Source organism: Desulfuromonas carbonis, from assembly GCF_054658035.1.
Genome location: NZ_BAAHXR010000003.1, coordinates 1,004,381 through 1,021,254, shown reverse-complemented (window position 1 = coordinate 1,021,254; position 16,874 = coordinate 1,004,381). Strand labels below are relative to the sequence as shown.

The 16,874-nt window shown below is 63.4% G+C and carries 14 protein-coding genes; 9 read left to right on the top strand and 5 right to left on the bottom strand.

Translation table 11 applies throughout. The features are described 5' to 3' along the window. Positions 1-47: 47 nt before the first annotated feature. From ACYQ8E_RS11660 to ACYQ8E_RS11645, 4 genes are all read right to left on the bottom strand, one after another. A complete protein-coding gene (locus ACYQ8E_RS11660; RefSeq protein ID WP_066729378.1) occupies positions 48-944 on the bottom strand; it encodes a complex I NDUFA9 subunit family protein in 897 nt (298 codons plus the stop codon). A 66-nt stretch (positions 945-1,010) separates the two neighbouring features. After that, positions 1,011-2,453, bottom strand: a complete 1,443-nt coding sequence (locus tag ACYQ8E_RS11655) for an RtcB family protein (protein WP_459861044.1) — start codon at positions 2,451-2,453, stop codon at positions 1,011-1,013. Between the two features lie 20 nt (positions 2,454-2,473). Further along, positions 2,474-2,920, bottom strand: coding sequence for an archease (locus ACYQ8E_RS11650; RefSeq protein ID WP_066729374.1), 447 nt, complete (start codon positions 2,918-2,920; stop codon positions 2,474-2,476). 11 nt (positions 2,921-2,931) lie between these two features. Next, on the bottom strand, positions 2,932-3,456 hold the full coding sequence (locus tag ACYQ8E_RS11645) for a BCAM0308 family protein (protein ID WP_066729371.1): 525 nt from the start codon (positions 3,454-3,456) through the stop codon (positions 2,932-2,934). A gap of 353 nt (positions 3,457-3,809) precedes the next feature. On the opposite strand from ACYQ8E_RS11645, the gene ACYQ8E_RS11640 reads away from it, so the two are divergent. The 5 genes from ACYQ8E_RS11640 to ACYQ8E_RS11620 all read left to right on the top strand — a co-directional run bounded on the left by ACYQ8E_RS11640 (position 3,810) and on the right by ACYQ8E_RS11620 (position 8,281). Next, on the top strand, positions 3,810-4,928 hold the full coding sequence (locus tag ACYQ8E_RS11640) for a hydrogenase small subunit (RefSeq protein WP_082820428.1): 1,119 nt from the start codon (positions 3,810-3,812) through the stop codon (positions 4,926-4,928). Between the two features lie 3 nt (positions 4,929-4,931). Beyond that, complete coding sequence (locus ACYQ8E_RS11635) at positions 4,932-6,644, top strand: nickel-dependent hydrogenase large subunit (protein WP_066729368.1); 1,713 nt, start codon at positions 4,932-4,934, stop codon at positions 6,642-6,644. Between the two features lie 12 nt (positions 6,645-6,656). Beyond that, positions 6,657-7,313, top strand: a complete 657-nt coding sequence (gene cybH, locus ACYQ8E_RS11630; protein WP_066729366.1) for a Ni/Fe-hydrogenase, b-type cytochrome subunit — start codon at positions 6,657-6,659, stop codon at positions 7,311-7,313. After that, entirely contained in the window at positions 7,310-7,789 is a 480-nt protein-coding gene (locus tag ACYQ8E_RS11625; RefSeq protein ID WP_066729363.1) for a HyaD/HybD family hydrogenase maturation endopeptidase, read from the top strand. Before cybH ends, ACYQ8E_RS11625 begins: the two co-directional genes overlap by 4 nt. A 90-nt stretch (positions 7,790-7,879) precedes the next feature. Then, positions 7,880-8,281: a c-type cytochrome gene (locus ACYQ8E_RS11620; protein WP_459861043.1), complete on the top strand. Its 402-nt coding sequence runs from the start codon at positions 7,880-7,882 to the stop codon at positions 8,279-8,281. A gap of 103 nt (positions 8,282-8,384) precedes the next feature. Here the strand turns inward: ACYQ8E_RS11620 and ACYQ8E_RS11615 are convergent, their stop codons facing one another. Next, positions 8,385-10,238 (bottom strand): phosphoenolpyruvate carboxykinase (GTP), encoded by a 1,854-nt coding sequence (locus ACYQ8E_RS11615; RefSeq protein ID WP_066729358.1) that lies wholly within the window; start codon positions 10,236-10,238, stop codon positions 8,385-8,387. A gap of 372 nt (positions 10,239-10,610) precedes the next feature. Here ACYQ8E_RS11615 and pckA point away from each other — a divergent pair, with 372 nt between their 5' ends. The 4 genes from pckA to thiL all read left to right on the top strand — a co-directional run bounded on the left by pckA (position 10,611) and on the right by thiL (position 16,814). Further along, positions 10,611-12,185: a phosphoenolpyruvate carboxykinase (ATP) gene (gene pckA, locus ACYQ8E_RS11610; protein WP_066729352.1), complete on the top strand. Its 1,575-nt coding sequence runs from the start codon at positions 10,611-10,613 to the stop codon at positions 12,183-12,185. A gap of 318 nt (positions 12,186-12,503) precedes the next feature. Next, entirely contained in the window at positions 12,504-13,280 is a 777-nt protein-coding gene (locus ACYQ8E_RS11605) for an NRDE family protein (RefSeq protein WP_459861042.1), read from the top strand. Positions 13,281-13,446: 166 nt separating this feature from the next. Beyond that, a complete protein-coding gene (gene lon / locus ACYQ8E_RS11600) occupies positions 13,447-15,822 on the top strand; it encodes an endopeptidase La (RefSeq protein ID WP_066729349.1) in 2,376 nt (791 codons plus the stop codon). Next, positions 15,819-16,814, top strand: a complete 996-nt coding sequence (gene thiL, locus ACYQ8E_RS11595; RefSeq protein WP_066729347.1) for a thiamine-phosphate kinase — start codon at positions 15,819-15,821, stop codon at positions 16,812-16,814. Before lon ends, thiL begins: the two co-directional genes overlap by 4 nt. The last annotated feature ends 60 nt before the right edge of the window (positions 16,815-16,874 follow it).

Here is a 16,874-nt window from a genome sequence, read left to right as displayed (position 1 = left end):
GACTTCATGATGCCGCTGTCGCCGGAGCTTGTCAACCGCGGCTCGCCTCAAGGGTGCAGGTAGCGCCGGATCCCTTCGGCAAAGGGGAGCGGCTGGATGGAAAAGCAGGAACTCCAGGCGGTTGGGTCGCAGACATTGCCTTCGGTGAGCATGGTCAGCTGGCTGCTGGTGATCGGGAAGCCGGGGACCCCTTCGAGCAGGGCAATGACCGGTTTCATCAGCAGCAGGGGCTGGTGCAACTTGACGACCTTTTCCTTCCCCAGGGCCGCTCCCACCAGGTCGAGGATCTCATCGTAGCTGAAATCTTCCGGGCCGCAGCAGTGGTAGATTTCACCGGCGCTCTGCGGCTGTTTTAGGGCGCCGACAAAGCCGGCAGCCACATCTTCGACCGCCACCGGCGACATCCGGTATTGACCGTTGCCGAGGACCGGTACCACCGGCAGGCGGCGAATCAGGGTGGCGAGCATGGTGACAAACTCGTCGCCGGGACCGAAGATCAGTGATGGTCGGAAGATCGTCCAGTCCAGGGTCGAGGTGCGTACCGCCTCTTCCGCCGCCCACTTGGTGCGGTGGTAGGGGGAAGAGGCGTCCGCCTGGGTACCATTGGCGCTCATCTGCAGAAACCGTTTCGTGCCAGCGGCGATGGCGGCGGCCACCATGTTGCTGGTGGCCAGATGGTGGAGTCTCTCGAAGGTCACGCCCCGGGCAGGGCTCTCCCGAATGATGCCAACCAGGTGAATCACCGCCTGGCAGCCGGCCAGCCCTCGCTCCAGCGAGGCGGGATCGAGAACGTCGCCATGGTGGATTTCGACCCCCTGGCGAATCGCCAGCTTGCCTTCCGAACCTTTCCGGACCAGGCAGCGGACGGTATGGCCGGCGGCTGCCAGCTGCCTCACAACCTCACTGCCAACAAAGCCGGTGCCACCGGTGACAAAAACTCGCATACACGCTCCTGTTTGCAGGTTCAGGAATCAGGTTTGATTTCGTCTGCTTTTTTGCCTGGCAAGGTTCTAACCCTTGATGACCGCCAGCGGCCGCAGCCGCGCGACGATATGGCCAATGCCGGCCCGGGCGACGATGTCGACCACCTCGGCGACGTCCTTGTAGGCTTCGGGGATCTCTTCGGCCACAGTCGCGCCTCCCGCGGCGCGGAGCAGTATCCCTTGGGACCCCAGTTCGGCCGGGATGTTGCGACCCCGGGCAAGGCGTTTGGCGGCATGGCGGGAGAGGAGACGGCCGGCGCCGTGGCAGGTCGAGCCGAAGGTCTCCGCCAGTGCTCCCGAGGTGCCGACGAGAACAAAGGAGTAGCGACCCATGTCCCCGGGGATCAGCACCGGCTGGCCGACGCTCCGGTAGGCCGCCGGGGTCTGGGGGTGGCCGGGCGGGAAGGCCCGGGTCGCCCCCTTGCGATGTACGCAGAGGCGTCGCGGTCTGCCGCTGACCTGGTGGGTCTCCCACTTGGCAATATTGTGGCAGACGTCATAGACCACCGAGAGGCGGAGCAGGGCGTCCCCTTTCCCAAGGACCTGGGCGAAGGATTCCCGCACCCAGGCGGTGATCAGCTGGCGGTTGGCGAAGGCGAAGTTGGCCGCGGCCGCCATCGCCGCCAGGTAGTCCCGCCCTTCCGGGCTGGTCAGGGGGGCGCAGCAAAGTTGCCGGTCGGGGAGATCGATCCCGTAGCGGCGGCTGGCGTCGAGCATGGTGCGAATCCAGTCGTCACACACCTGGTAGCCGAGCCCCCGACTGCCGGTGTGAATGGTGACCGTGACTTGGCCGCGAAAGAGGCCGAGGACCTCGGCGGCGGCCGGGTCGAAAATCTCGTCGACACGCTGGATTTCGAGAAAATGGTTGCCGCTGCCAAGGGTGCCGAGCTGAGCACGACCGCGCTCCAGGGCGCGGTCGGAGACGAGATCGGGATCGGCGTCGGGGAGCGCTCCCCCCTCTTCGATCTGCTCAAGGTCGTTTTTATTGCCGAACCCCTTGGCCACCGCCCAGCGGGCCCCCTGGGCCAGGACCCTGCGTTCTTCGGCGACCGTCAGCCGCAGGTCCCGGCGCTGGGAGCCGATACCGCTCGGGACGTTGCGAAAGAGTGCGTCCGCCAGCCCGGAAAGGTGCGGGGTGACCTCCTCGGCGGTGAGGGCGCTGCGCAGCAGGCGGACGCCGCAGTTGATGTCGTAGCCGACCCCGCCGGGAGAGACCACCCCGGAGTCGGCGTCAAAGGCGGCGACTCCGCCGATCGGAAAGCCGTAACCCCAGTGGATGTCGGGCATCGCCAGCGAGGTGCCGACGATTCCCGGCAGGGTGGCGACGTTGCGCACCTGTTCGAGCGCTTCCTCCTGCTGCAGGGCACCAATCATCGCCTCGCTGGCGAAGACGAGGCCTTCGGTCCGCATCGCACCCGTGCGGGGAATGCGCCAGCGGCAGTCATCAATCTGCTCAAGCGTCATGCCCATCGGCCCTCTCCTGCGCGGTTTCAGAGATCGAGGTAGATCCGTGCCCGCCAACCTCCCGGTTGGTTGATGACTTCGAGGCGGTGCCAGGTTGCCGCTTTCACCTCCCGGGAGGGGCGGGGGGAATCGGCGAGGAGGTTGCCGCCGATGCGGGCACGCAGGCAGGTGGCAGTGATCGTCTCGATGCGGAACTGCTCCGGAAAGAGGCCATCGACCTCGCGGTGGAAGAGGATGGCGTTCAGCCAGTTGACCAGCAGTTCTTCAAAATCCCGCCCCGCCACTGTGACCTCCTGCCAGTACTTACATGGCTCCTTTTGAAGGTCGCTTAAAACCGCCCGCAGCCCTTCCGCCGCGGCGGTGAAGAGATCGGCGGTTGTCTCGCCGGCCGCCTCGATCCCGATGTCGGCGGTATGTTCGAGGAGCCGGAAGTACCCCACATCTTCTCCATCGCTGGCTGCGCCCAGGACCATGCCGGTCGGGGCTAGTCCTGAACGGAACGCTCCCAGGTCACCCGGCAAATCGCATGGTCGTCGCTCCAGGAGACCTGCAGGTCGCCATGATGGGCCTTGTGCAGGGCGCGGCCGAGATGTTCGGCCAGCTTCTCCTCCGTCGTTTCGATGATCAAATCCTCCCCTTCCCGCTCCATCCGTATGATTCTCTGCAGCGGGTTTTTCGCCATCGCCCGCCCCTCTTCGTTGCGCAGGATATTGCGAATCTCCTCCTCGTGGTTCCAGAGGTAGGTGCCGCGCAAGGTCACCACCCCTTCCGGGTAGTGCTCGGCGATTTTCTGGCAGGCCGGACAGGTTACTTCGTGAACCTCAGCACTTGCCCGTAGCCGCTCCAGTTCCTGCGGGTCGAGATACCAGCGCTTGTTGCGATAAAATGCTGCGCAGCTCCGGCAAACCGCCGGTTCCTTGAGCCCTTCTCCGGGAAGGTAGGGGTCAGTGCTGGTCTTTACCCGGCCCCGCTTGTCGTTGATACCGAATTTGCGGACATCGCGCGTCATATTGAGCCCCCTTTCTTCAAGTTATCTGTACCGTTTCAGTATAACAGCAAAGACCCCGGTGCGGTCAGGCGAGCCGGTCAGGTCTCTTGCCAGGTGCGGGAAAGAGGTTAAGCTGTACCAATAAAAAGGCGTTGCGAGCCACCTTGAAACGTATACGGGACCCGCTTCGCTATCTGGTATAACGTATACATTATCTGATTAAAATGCCCTTGACACGGTTGGCGGGAGCCGATATTAACAGTGTTATATTTTTCTCCTGGGAATTCCCAGCTGCGGGATTTCCGGGTCCTGTCTGTTATAGTAAAAGCGTTTTAAAAAGTTTTTCTTCATCTCTTGAAAAGGAGGTCAGCTCGATGAAAAGCGAGGAACAGCCGGTCCCGGTTTCGATACCGGAAGAGATTCTGCAGCGGGTGGAGGCGAAAGGGATCAGCCGTCGCGACTTCATCAAGTTCTGCACGGCCACGACGGCCGCCCTGGCTCTGCCGATGAGCCTGCTGCCCAAGGTGGCAGAGGCGGTCGAGGACAAGCGGCTGCCGGTCATCTGGCTCGAATTCCAGAGCTGCAGCGGCGATTCGGAAGCCTTTCTACGGGCCAACCAGCCGACTGCCGGCGACATCATTCTCGATCTGATCTCCCTGGAATATTCGGAAGTGGTGATGGCGGCTGCCGGTCACCAGGCCGAAGCGGCGAAGAAGGCTGCGGTAGAGAAGTACAAGGGAAAATACGTCTGCATCGTCGAGGGGGCGATCCCCACCGCCGACGGTGGCGTCTACTGCACCGTCGGCGGCGAGAGTGCCATCGACTCCCTCAAGTATGTGGTCGGCAACGCCATGGCCACCATCTGCGTCGGCACCTGCGCCTCCAACGGCGGCATCCCCGCTGCCGCCCCCAACCCGACCGGGGCGATTTCGGTGATGGAGGCGCTCCCCGGGGCGGCCATCGTCAACCTGCCGGGCTGCCCGGTCAACGCCGAGAATCTCACCGCCACCCTGGTGCACGTCCTCACCTTCGGCAAGCTGCCGGCGGTCGACAGCCTGCGCCGTCCCAAGTTCGCCTATGGCAAGCGCATCCATGACAACTGCGAGCGCCGCGCCCATTTCGATGCCGGCCAGTACGCCGAGGCCTTCGGCGACCCCGGGCATCGCCAGGGGTGGTGCCTCTACAAGCTCGGCTGCAAGGGGCCGGAGACCTTCCACAACTGTCCGACGGTGCGCTATAACGAGGGGACGAGCTGGCCGGTCATGGCCGGGCACGGCTGCATCGGTTGCAGCGAGCCGCAGTTCTGGGACACCATGAGTCCCTTCTACCGGCGTCTGCCGCAGGTTCCGGGCTTCGGTGTCGAGGCGACCGCCGACAAGATCGGCCTCGGCCTGGCGGCGGCGACCGCCCTGGCTTTTGGTGCCCACGGGGTGGCGAGCGCCTTCCGCAAGGGAGATACCATGGAATCCGACAAGGTGAAAAAGGAGGACTAATTCATGTCGACAAAAATAGCAGTCGATCCGGTGACCCGCATTGAAGGGCACCTGCGGATAGAGGCCCAGATCGAGGGGGGGAAGATCACCAATGCCTGGAGCTCTTCCACCGCTTTCCGCGGCATCGAAACGATTCTGAAAGGGCGTGACCCGCGCGATGCCCATCACTTCACCCAGCGCTTCTGCGGGGTCTGCACCACCGTCCACTCCATGGCGAGCATCCGCTGCGTCGAGGATGCCCTGAAGATCCAGATTCCGGACAATGCCCGGCTGATCCGCAACCTGATCATGGGGATCCAGGCGGTGCAGGATCACGTCATCCACTTTTATCACCTGCACGCCCTCGACTGGGTCGACATCACAAGCGCCCTCAAGGCCGATCCGGCAGCGACCGCCAAGCTTGCCCAGTCGATCTCCAACTGGCCGCTGTCGAGCGTGACCTATTTCAAGGGGGTGCAGGACCGGATTGCCGCCTTCGTCGGCACCGGGCGCCTCGGCCCCTTTCAGAACGCCTACTGGGGGCACAGCGCCTACCGCCTCCCCGCCGAGGCTAACCTGATGGCCGTCGCCCACTACCTGGAGGCGCTGGAGTGGCAGAAGGACATCATCAAGATTCACGCCATCCTCGGCTCCAAGAATCCCCATCCGCAGACCTTCCTGGTCGGGGGCATGGCGATCCCGGTCGATCCCGACAGCCAGAATGCCATCAACGCCGACAAGGTTGCCTACATCGGCAAGCTCTTGAAGAAGGCGCGGATCTTCGTCGAGCAGGTCTACATCCCCGACTTGCTGGCGGTCGCCTCCTTCTACAAGGAATGGGCCGGTATCGGCGGTGGGGTCGGCAACTTCCTCACCTACGGCGATTTCCCCATGGACAACGCGGGGGGAACCGACAATCTCTACTTTCCGCGCGGCGTGATCATGGCCAAGGACCTGGCCAACGTCATGACCATGGACGAGCAGAAGATCACCGAGTATGTCACCCACTCCTGGTACAACTACTCCAAGGGGGACGACAAGGGACTCCATCCCTACGACGGCGAGACCAACCACAAGTACACCGGTCCCAAACCGCCTTACGATTTCCTCGACACCGAGGGGAAATACTCCTGGGTCAAGGCGCCGCGCTACCTCGACCAGCCGATGGAGGTCGGTCCGCTGGCCCGCATGGTGATCGCCTATGCCAAGGGGCACAAGGAGGTCACGGATACGGTCAACTTCGTCCTCGGCAAGCTCGGTGTCGGCCCGGCGGCCCTCTTTTCGACCCTTGGCCGCACCGCGGCCCGCGGCATCGAAACCCTGCTCCTCGCGCAGCAGAACGAAGGCTGGCTCAACCAGCTCGCCGACAACATGGGGCGCGGTATTCTCGAGGTCCACAATGGCGAGAAGTGGGACCCGGCCACCTGGCCGAAGGAGGCGCGCGGCTTCGGCTACCACGAGGCACCGCGCGGCGCCCTCGGCCACTGGATCCGCATCGAGAACGGGGCCATCGCCAATTTCCAGGCGGTTGTACCGTCCACCTGGAACGCCGGCCCCCGGGACCCGATGGGCCAGATGGGACCCTACGAGTCGGCCCTGATCGGCACGCCGATCGCCGATCCGGAGAAGCCGCTGGAGATCCTGCGGACCATCCACAGCTTCGACCCCTGCCTGGCCTGCGCCGTTCACGTCCTCGATGGCAAGGGAACGGAAATCATCCGGGTCAAGGCCCTGTAAAGGAGAACCGCCATGCTCGAAATACGCTACGTATGGGAATGGCCGGTCCGGCTGACCCACTGGGCTAACGTCCTCTCCATTGTCGTGCTGTCGGTGACCGGCTTTTATATCGGCGCCCCCTTCATCCAGGTTTCCGACCCTTCCCAGTACGTGATGGGCTGGATGCGCTTTATTCATTTCTCTTTTGCCTATCTCTTTACGGTCTCGATTCTGGCCCGGCTGATCTGGGCTTTCTTCGCCAATCACCACGCTTCCTGGCGCGCTTTCTTTCCGCTCCTTTTCAAGGAGGGGCGGAGCAACGCCTGGAAAATGTTCCGCTACTACACCTTCAGCGGCCGGCAGATCGCCTACGAGGTCGGGCACAACGCCCTGGCGGCGACGGCCTACTCGGGGGTGATGGTCCTCTTCCTGCTTCAGGTTGCCACCGGCTTCGCCCTCTACGGCCAGTTCGAACCGGGCGGGCTGTGGGCGTCGATCTTCGGCGGCATCAACGCCCTGATCGGGGTGCAATGGCTGCGGCTGATTCACCATCTCATCATGTGGCTGCTGATCGGCTTCGGCATCCATCACGTCTACAGCGCCTGGCTGATGGACGTCAAGGAGCGCAACGGCACCGTGGCGAGTATCTTTGGCGGCTACAAGTTCATCGAGCCGCGGGACCTCGAATGAGCCTGCTGATCCTCGGACTGGGAAACGCGGTGATGAGTGACGACGCCTTCGGTGGCCGGGTGATCGCGGCCCTGCAGCAGCGCTATCGCTTCTCCGAACGGGTAACGATCCTGGACGGTGGTACCCTCGGGCTCGATCTCCTCCCCCACTTCGAGGGGGTCGATAGGCTTCTGATCATCGATGCCCTGGAGATGGGCGCGGCGCCGGGGAGTATCTTCCGCCTGGTCGGCGAGGAGGTGCCGCGGGCCTTTGCCAGCAAGCTTTCGGTCCACCAGATGGGAGTACAGGACCTGCTGGCGGTCTGTGAGCTGCAGGGACATCTTCCCGCCGAGCTGGTGGTCTGGGGAGTGCAGCCCGGATCGATCGAGATGGCAATGGAGCTGACGCCGGCGGTGGCCGCAGCCGTCGAGGGGGTGGTCAGCGCAGTCGTCGGCGAACTGCAGCGCTGGGGCGAGCTGCCGCAGGCGGCAGCCTGAACCGAAACCAGGATAGAGTCGAAAGGGGGCGCCGTTGGCGCCCCCTTTCGACTCCCCCCGGGGATAAATCCCGGGTCGAGGGAGGCCGGGATGAAATTTTACTTCACTCTCGCAGCACTTGCGGCGCTGACCCTGGTTGCCTGTCAGAACAGCACGCCCACCTATCCGGCGCGCCAGCCGCCCCCGGGGCTTCTCGAAGCCCCTGACGCCATTGCCGCTGGCGCCCGGCTCTTTGCCAGCCGCTGCGCCAGCTGCCATGGCAAAACCTCGGAGGGGCGCAGTCCGCGTGCCGACTTTTTCCAGCCGCCAGCCCCCGATTTTTCCGACCCGGTCTACCAGCACAAGGATCCGGCCTATCTCTTCTGGCGGATCGAAGTCGGAAAAAATGCCGAGCCGTTTCGTTCGCAGGGCTCGGTCATGCCGGCCTGGCGCGGACTTTCCGATCGGGAGATCTGGCAACTGGTGGCTTACCTGAAAAAGCGCTCCGTTTAGCCGGAGGGTGGGGGGCGTCGATCTTCCCCCCTTGGCACAGCAGCAACAAGAAGGGCCGGAATAATCCGGCCCTTCTTGTTGCTGCTGGTGCTGGAGCGCGCGGTTATTCGTTCCACCCCTCCGGATGAACATCGCCGATCTGCTCCCAGCGTTCGGGGGAGCGCCAGAGGCTGGAGATGATCAGCTCACGCATGCGCAGGAATTCCTTGGGCAGCTTGTCGAACATCTTGAGGAAGAGTTCCTCGTGGGAGAGGACCTCGGCCTGCCAGACTGCGCGGTCGACGGAGGTCAGGGTCTTGAACTTCTCGCGGCTGATGTCGAGTCCGTCCCAGTCCATGTCCTCAAAGCGCGGCATCCACCCCAGCGGACTCTCCACGGCCCCGGTGCGCCCCTGGATACGTTCGATGATCCATTTCAGGACGCGCATGTTCTCACCGTAGCCGGGCCAGGCAAATTTGCCGTTTTCGTCCTTGAGGAACCAGTTGACGCTGAAGATGCGCGGCGGTTTCTGCACCGAACGGCCGACGTTGAGCCAGTGGCCGAAATAATCGGCCATGTGGTAGCCGCAGAAGGGGAGCATGGCAAAGGGATCGCGGCGGACGTTGCCGGTGGCGCCGACGGCGGCGGCGGTGGTCTCCGAGCCGAGGGTGGCAGCGAGGTAGACGCCGAAGTTCCAGTTGAAGGCCTGGTAGACGAGCGGGATGGTGTCCTTGCGGCGGCCGCCGAAGATCATGGCGCTCAAGGGGACCCCCTTCGGGTTCTCCCAGTCGGGGTCGATCGACGGGCACTGGCTGGCCGGAGAAGTGAAGCGGGCGTTGGGGTGGGCGGCCGGGCGGCCGCAACCGGGGGTCCAGGCATTCCCCTGCCAGTCGGTGAGTCGGGCCGGCGGCTCCTTGGTCATCCCCTCCCACCAGACGTCGCCATCCTCGGTGAGCGCCACGTTGGTGAAGATGGTGTTGGCGGCACAGGAGGCCATGGCGTTGGGGTTGGTGTCGACCGAGGTGCCGGGGGCGACGCCGAAGTAGCCGTACTCGGGGTTGATGGCGTGCAGGGTGCCGTCGGCGGCCGGCTTGATCCAGGCGATGTCGTCGCCAATGGTGGTGACCTTCCACCCCTTTTTCTGGAACGACGGCGGCGGGATCAGCATGGCGAAGTTGGTTTTGCCGCAGGCACTCGGGAAGGCGGCGCCGACGTAGGATTTCTGTCCGTCCGGTGACTCGACGCCGAGGATCAGCATGTGTTCGGCCAGCCACCCCTCATCGTAGCCGATCCGAGAGGCGATGCGCAGGGCCAGGCACTTCTTGCCGAGCAGGGCGTTGCCGCCGTAGCCGCTCCCAAAGGACCAGATCGACCGCTCCTCGGGGAAGTGGACGATATATTTCTCCGGGTTGCAGGGCCAGGGGACATCCTTCTCGCCGGCCGCCAGCGGGGCACCGATAGAGTGGAGGCAGGGGACGAAGTCGCCGTTGCCGAGGACATCGAGGACCGCTTTCCCCATCCTGGTCATGATGCGCATGTTGACGACGACGTAGGGGGAGTCGGAGATTTCCACACCGATCTTGGCGATCGGTGAACCGAGCGGGCCCATGCTGAAGGGGATGACGTACATGGTCCGTCCCTGCATGCACCCCTTGAAGAGGGCGTTGAGCTTCTCCTTCATCTCCTTCGGCGGCATCCAGTTGTTGGTCGGCCCGGCATCGTTCCTGGAGATGCTGCAGATGAAGGTCCGGTCCTCGACCCGGGCGACATCGATCGGATCGGACCAGGCGAGATAGCTGTTGGGCCGCTTTTCCGGATTCAATTTGCGGAAGGTGCCGCTCGCCACCAGTTGCTCGCAAAGGGTGTCGTACTCTTCCTGCGATCCGTCGCACCAGTGGATGCGGGCCGGTTGGCACAGGGACGCGACTTCCTCGACCCATTTGAGCAGCTTGGCATTTTGGGGAACGTCATAACTCATCGGAAGACCTCCTTCGGAAGAACGTTGATCTGACGGGATGCCGGGCGCACCCGCACAGAGTAGCACTATATCTTACTGTGTTTCCGCAGAACTAAATTGGTCTCCCCGAAAGAAGGCTGTGGTGAGAGAGAAAACTGTCCCTGCCGATTGTAAAACGGAAGCGTAAATAATTTTAGCGATATTTTTGAAATATTTTTCTTTTCTATTGAGGATAAATTTGTTAAGACCTTTCGGGGCCAAATCCGTGACCGGCTTCGAGAATTTTGGAATTTTTTCACATATCTGGACGACGCATCCTCCCGCGCCGTCCATGAACATCAACGAGCGGTTGCTCCCCGGCGACCCGACTCCACGCAAACAAGGGTGATGAAGATGATTCAGGCAAAAGACCTTGGGCTGAAGAGCGTTGGCACCATCCACCACAACCTCGGTTTCGACGACCTTTTTGCGCACGAAAAGCGCAACAACGAAGGGCGCGTCGCCGACAACGGCACCATGATGGTCGATACCGGCAAGTTTACCGGCCGTTCCCCCAAGGACAAGTACTTTGTCCACCAGCTCCCCTCCTTTGCGAATATCGCCTGGGGCAAGGTCAACGTCGCCATGGCACCGGAAATCTTCGACGAACTGCATGCCGAGGTCCTCGACTACCTGGCGGGGAAAGACCTCTACGTCACCGATGGCTTTTGTGGTTCCAACGAAAAGACCCGCAAGTCGGTCCGCTTCGTTACCGAATTCGCCTGGCAGGCCCACTTCGTCAAGAACATGTTTATTCGCCCCGGCCAGGAGGAGATGGCCGCCTTCGCCCCCAACTTCACCGTCTACAACGCCAGCAACCTGGTCAACAAGAACTGGGAGAAACACGGGCTTAATTCGGAAGTCTTCGTCGCCTTCAACATCGAAAAGAACGTCGCCATCATCGGTGGCACCTGGTACGGCGGGGAGATGAAGAAGGGGATCTTCACGATGATGAACTACTGGCTGCCGCTGCAGGGAATCCTCTCCATGCACTGCAGCGCCAACGTCGGCAAGGCCGGCGACGTCGCCCTCTTCTTCGGCCTCTCGGGAACCGGCAAGACGACCCTCTCTACCGATGCCGCCCGCAAGCTGATCGGTGATGACGAGCACGGCTGGGACGACGACGGTATCTTCAACTTTGAGGGGGGGTGCTACGCCAAGTGCATCAACCTCTCGGCGGAGAGCGAGCCGGAGATCTACGGTGCCATCCGCCGCAACGCCCTGCTCGAGAATGTCGTCGCCAATGACGACGGCATCATCGACTTCGACGACCGTTCCAAGACCGAAAACACCCGCGTCTCCTACCCGATCGAGCATATCGACAACCACGAGCCGACCCTCAAGGCCGGTCATCCGAAGAACATCATCTTCCTCACCTGCGACGCTTTCGGCGTGCTGCCGCCGGTCTCCAAGCTGACCAAGGAACAGGCGATGTACTACTTCCTCTCCGGCTACACCGCCAAGGTCGCCGGTACCGAGCGCGGCGTCACCGAGCCCCAGGCGACCTTCTCGGCCTGTTTCGGCGAGGCCTTCCTTCCGCTGCACCCGACCGTTTACGCCAAGCTCCTCGGCGAGAAGATGGAAAAGCACGGCGTCAATGCTTACCTGGTCAACACCGGCTGGGCCGGCGGTGGTTACGGGGTCGGCAAGCGCATGAGCATCAAGGCGACCCGCGCCTGCGTCAACGCCATTCTCGATGGTTCCATTGAAAACGCCGAGTTCGACCAGACCCGCTGGTTCCGCCTGAATATCCCCAAGGCTCTGCCCGGGGTTGACAGCAACCTGCTCAACCCCCGCAATGCCTGGGCCGACAAGGAAAGCTTCGATGCCACTGCCAACAAGCTCGCCGGGATGTTCATTCAGAACTTCAAAAAGTACATGAAAGATGGTGACGACTTCGATTTTACCCAGGCCGGCCCGAAGGTCTGAGCCGAGCGCATTCCAGTCACAGCAGATAAAAAGGGCGGTCCAGATGGGCCGCCCTTTTTATCTGGTCGATTTTCAGCGGCGAGGCAGTTGAATCATGCGAGTCAGAGATGGAGAGCTGCCATCACATGTTTTCCTCCCCACGGAAGTTGCGGGTGCTGCCCCCGCTATCAGGCGTCGGCAGGTCACGGAGCGGGAGCCAGGTCAGGAAAGTCCGCAGGGAGAGGGGAAATCCGTTCCATTGCCGGCCGAACCTCTGTTACCCTCAGGTTAGGTTCGTCTTTTTCCGGAGATAGTCCTGCCAGCGAAGGGCCCGTTGCCATGTGTCTGATCCTCTTGGCCTGGAACTGCCACCCCGAGTATCGGCTGGTCCTGGCCGCCAACCGCGATGAATTTCACCGTCGACCGACCGCACCGGCCACCTGGTGGAGCGATCCGCCGGAAATTCTGGCGGGTCGGGACCTGGTCGGCGGCGGGACCTGGTGCGGCGTCGATCGGCGTGGGCGCTGGGCGGCGGTGACCAACTTCCGCGATTTTCGCGACCCGGACCGGCATCGCAGTGATGCGCCTTCCCGGGGGTTGCTGGTGCGGGACTTTCTCTCCTCCGGCAGGGAGCCGAGGGACTGGATCGCGACGCAGGCGCCGATGGCGCAGGACTACCATGCCTTTAACCTCCTTGCCGGCAACCGCGACCAGGTTGCCTGGTTCAGCAGCCGTGGCGGCGCCGCCACGGTTTTAACTCCCGGCATCCACGGCCTGAGCAACGCCCTGCTCAATACCCCCTGGCCGAAGGTAACCAGCGGCAAGGCGGCCCTGGCGAAGCTCGTGCAGGAGAACCGGGTGAACCCAGAGTCGCTCTTCACCCTGCTCGCCGACCGCACCCCGGCGGCCGCTGCCGACCTGCCCGATACCGGGGTCGGTCTGGCCTGGGAACGGCTCCTTTCGTCGCGATTTATCTGCAGCAGCGACTATGGAACCCGCGCCTCGACCCTGCTACTGATCACGGATTCCGGTGCCGTCGAATTTTTCGAGCGCAGTTTCACTGCCGGCGGGGTTTGTCAGGGGGAGGTGCAGGAGCGCTTCCAGATCCGGCCCTGAGCAGCACAAAATGCCCCAAGTCCCCGAGACCAGAAGATAATTGCGGCTGGACATAAGCCGGTGCATCCGGTATCTTGTCCGAAACCCCAGTGCCTGTCGCTGCCGGTTGGCGGCCCCGGACAGGGCACGGAGGTAGCGGCCTGCCCCATTGCGTTATCGGTCCGGCATGCATGCCGGCAGAGAGGTCTTACGTTTGGCAACCAGTCCGGAAAAGAAAGATATCCAGATTCCTGATGAACTTCCCCTCCTCCCGGTGCGGGATGTCGTCATCTTCCCTTACATGATCCTCCCCCTCTTCGTCGGCCGCGAAAAGTCGGTTGCCGCCATCGATGCGGCACTGGCCAGCGATCGCCTGATCTTCCTCGCCACCCAGAAGGACCTCGGCGAGGAGGAGCCGGTTCCGGAGTCGATCTACACCACCGGTACGGTGGCGATGATCATGCGCATGCTCAAGCTCCCCGACGGCCGCCTCAAGGTCCTGATCCAGGGCCTTGCCAAGGGGCGCATCGAGCGCTTCAATGCCACCGAACCCCATTTTACCGTGCAGATCGAACAGCTGAAGGAGACCCCCCAGGACGAGCTCCCCCTCGAAGTCGAGGCGCTGATGCGCACCGTTCGTGACCAGCTCGGCCAGATCGTCAACCTTGGCAAGAACGTCGCACCGGAAGTGATCCTGGTGGTGGAGAATATCGAAGAGCCCGGCAGCCTCGCCGATCTGGTGGCGAGCAATATCGGCCTCAAGGTCGCCGAGGCCCAGGAACTGATCGAAATCCTCGACCCGGTGGAGCGGCTGCTGCGTATCAAGACCCTGCTCGCCAAGGAACTGGAGCTGATGACGGTGCAGAACCGCATCCAGAGCCAGGCCAAGGAGGAGATGGGGAAGAGCCAGCGCGAATATTTCCTGCGCGAGCAGCTGCGGGCGATCCAGGCCGAACTCGGCGAGGCCGATCCCCGTGCCGAAGATGTCGCAGAACTGCGCGGCAAGCTCGAACTGGCGAACCTGCCGGAAGAGACCCTGGTCGAAGCCGAAAAGCAGCTGCGGCGCCTGGAGACGATGCACCCCGAGGCCGCCGAATATTCCCTGGTCCGCACCTACCTCGACTGGCTGGTGGAGCTCCCCTGGAGCCACGCCACCCGGGACAACCTCGACCTGAAGAAGGCGCGCCGGGTTCTCGACGAGGATCACTATGATCTCGAAAAGGTCAAGGACCGCATCCTCGAATTCCTCGCGGTGCGCAAGCTGAAGAAGGATCTGAAAGGACCGGTCCTCTGCTTCGTCGGCCCGCCTGGGGTGGGCAAGACCAGTCTCGGCAAGTCGATCGCCCGCGCCCTGGGCCGCGAGTTCGTGCGCATCTCCCTCGGTGGGGTGCGCGATGAGGCGGAGATTCGCGGCCACCGCCGCACCTATGTCGGCGCCATGCCGGGACGGATCCTGCAGGGGATGAAACAGGCCGGCACCAACAACCCGGTCTTCATGCTCGATGAACTCGACAAAATCGGCGCCGATTTCCGCGGCGATCCCTCGGCGGCCCTCCTCGAACTCCTCGACCCGGAGCAGAACCACGCCTTTTCGGACCACTACATCAATCTTCCCTTCGACCTTTCCCGGGTGCTCTTTGTGGCGACCGCCAATGTCATGGACCCGATCCCCTCGGCCCTCAAGGACCGCCTCGAGGTGATCCGCCTCGCCGGCTACACCGCCGAAGAGAAGGTCTTCATCGCCAACCGCTACCTGGTCCCGCGCCAGCTCGAAGCCAACGGCCTGAAGAAGGGGGCGGTGGTCTTCTCCCGCAACGCCCTGCTGCGCCTGATTACCGGCTATACGGCGGAGGCCGGGCTGCGCAACCTCGAACGGGAAATCGGCAGCATCTGCCGCAAGGTGGCGCGCCGCTTCGCGGAAGGGAAGAAGCAGGCGATCCGGGTCAGCGAGAACACCATCGCCCGCTTTCTCGGCCAGCCCCGCTATCTTCCGGAGGAGGAACGCAGCGAGGACGAGGCGGGGCTCGCTACCGGCCTGGCCTGGACCGAAGTCGGCGGCGAAATCCTTTACGTCGAAGTCAACACCATGAAAGGGAAGGGGACCCTGACCCTGACCGGGCATCTCGGCGAGGTGATGAAGGAGAGCGCCCAGGCCGCCCTCTCCTATGCCCGTACCCATGCCGATGAGCTCGGTATCGATCCGGCGGTTTTCGAAACCCGGGATATCCATGTCCACGTTCCGGCCGGCGCGATTCCCAAGGATGGCCCGAGCGCCGGGGTGACCATGGCGACGGCGCTGATTTCAGCCCTCTCCGGCCGGCGGGTAAGCAAAGATGTGGCGATGACCGGCGAGATCACCCTGCGCGGCAAGGTGCTGCCGATCGGTGGCCTCAAGGAGAAGGTTCTGGCCGCCGCCCAGGCCCACATAAGTACCGTCATCATTCCGCACCGCAACCTCAAGGACCTGGAAGAGATCCCGCGCCCCCTGCGCAGCAAGCTGAACTTCGTCAGCGTGCGGACGATGGACGAGGTCCTGGCCGCGGCGCTGGTCGATCCGGCATGAAGCTGAAGGACCTCGGCGAGTTCGGTTTCATTGATCGCATCCGGAGCGGAGTACGGGACGGGCGCGGGGTGCTGCTGGGGATCGGCGACGACTGCGCGGCCTTGCAGCTCCCGGCCGGGGAGCTGCTGCTGACCAGCAAGGATCTGCTCATCGAGGAGGTGCATTTCCGCCGCGACTGGACCGGCATGGCCGATCTCGGCCGCAAGAGCGTTGCGGTCAATATCAGCGATATCGCGGCCATGGGCGGCACGCCCCACTTCCTCTTGCTTGGGTTGGGTATTCCCACGACCCTCCCCCTGGCCGACCTCGACGACCTGATGGAGGGATTTTGCGCCGCCTGTGACGAATACGGGGTGACCCTTGCCGGCGGCGATACCTGCCGGTCGCCGGGGCCGCTGCTGATCTCGGTCACCGCCGCGGGGAGCATTCCGCCGGGGGAGCTGGTGCGGCGCTCCGGGGCCGCTCCCGGGGATGGCATCTACGTCACCGGAACCCTCGGCGACAGTGCCCTGGCGCTCTTCGACCTGCAGCAGGGGCGACCTCCCGACCCGGAACTGCTGGCGCGGCACCATCGCCCCACGGCGCGCAGTGCCGCGGGGCGCAGCTTCGCCGCGGGCGGACTGGCGACGGCGATGATCGATCTCTCCGACGGTCTGCTCGCGGATCTCGGCCATATCCTGGCGGCGGCGAACGCGGGGGCCCTGCTGGACGCCGCCACTCTGCCGCTATCGGCCGCAACCGAAGCCCGGCTGCGGCAGGCGCCGGAACTTTTTGACCTGGTGCTCGCCGGCGGCGAGGATTATGAACTGCTGCTGACCGTCGCCCCGCACCACGAGGAACGGCTTGCCGAACTGGTGCGCGACTGGTCACTGCCGGTCAGCCGCATCGGCCAGGTTACGCCGCCAGATGGCGGCCTGCTGGTGAAAGACCGGGAGGGTGGCATCCGCCCGATGCAGCCGCGAGGATTCAATCACTTTTCCGGCCAGGGTTAGCAACCCCGGCGCCGGAAGGGCGGGTGCTACGGTCGTTGGACCGATGTTTGCTAGCTTTGA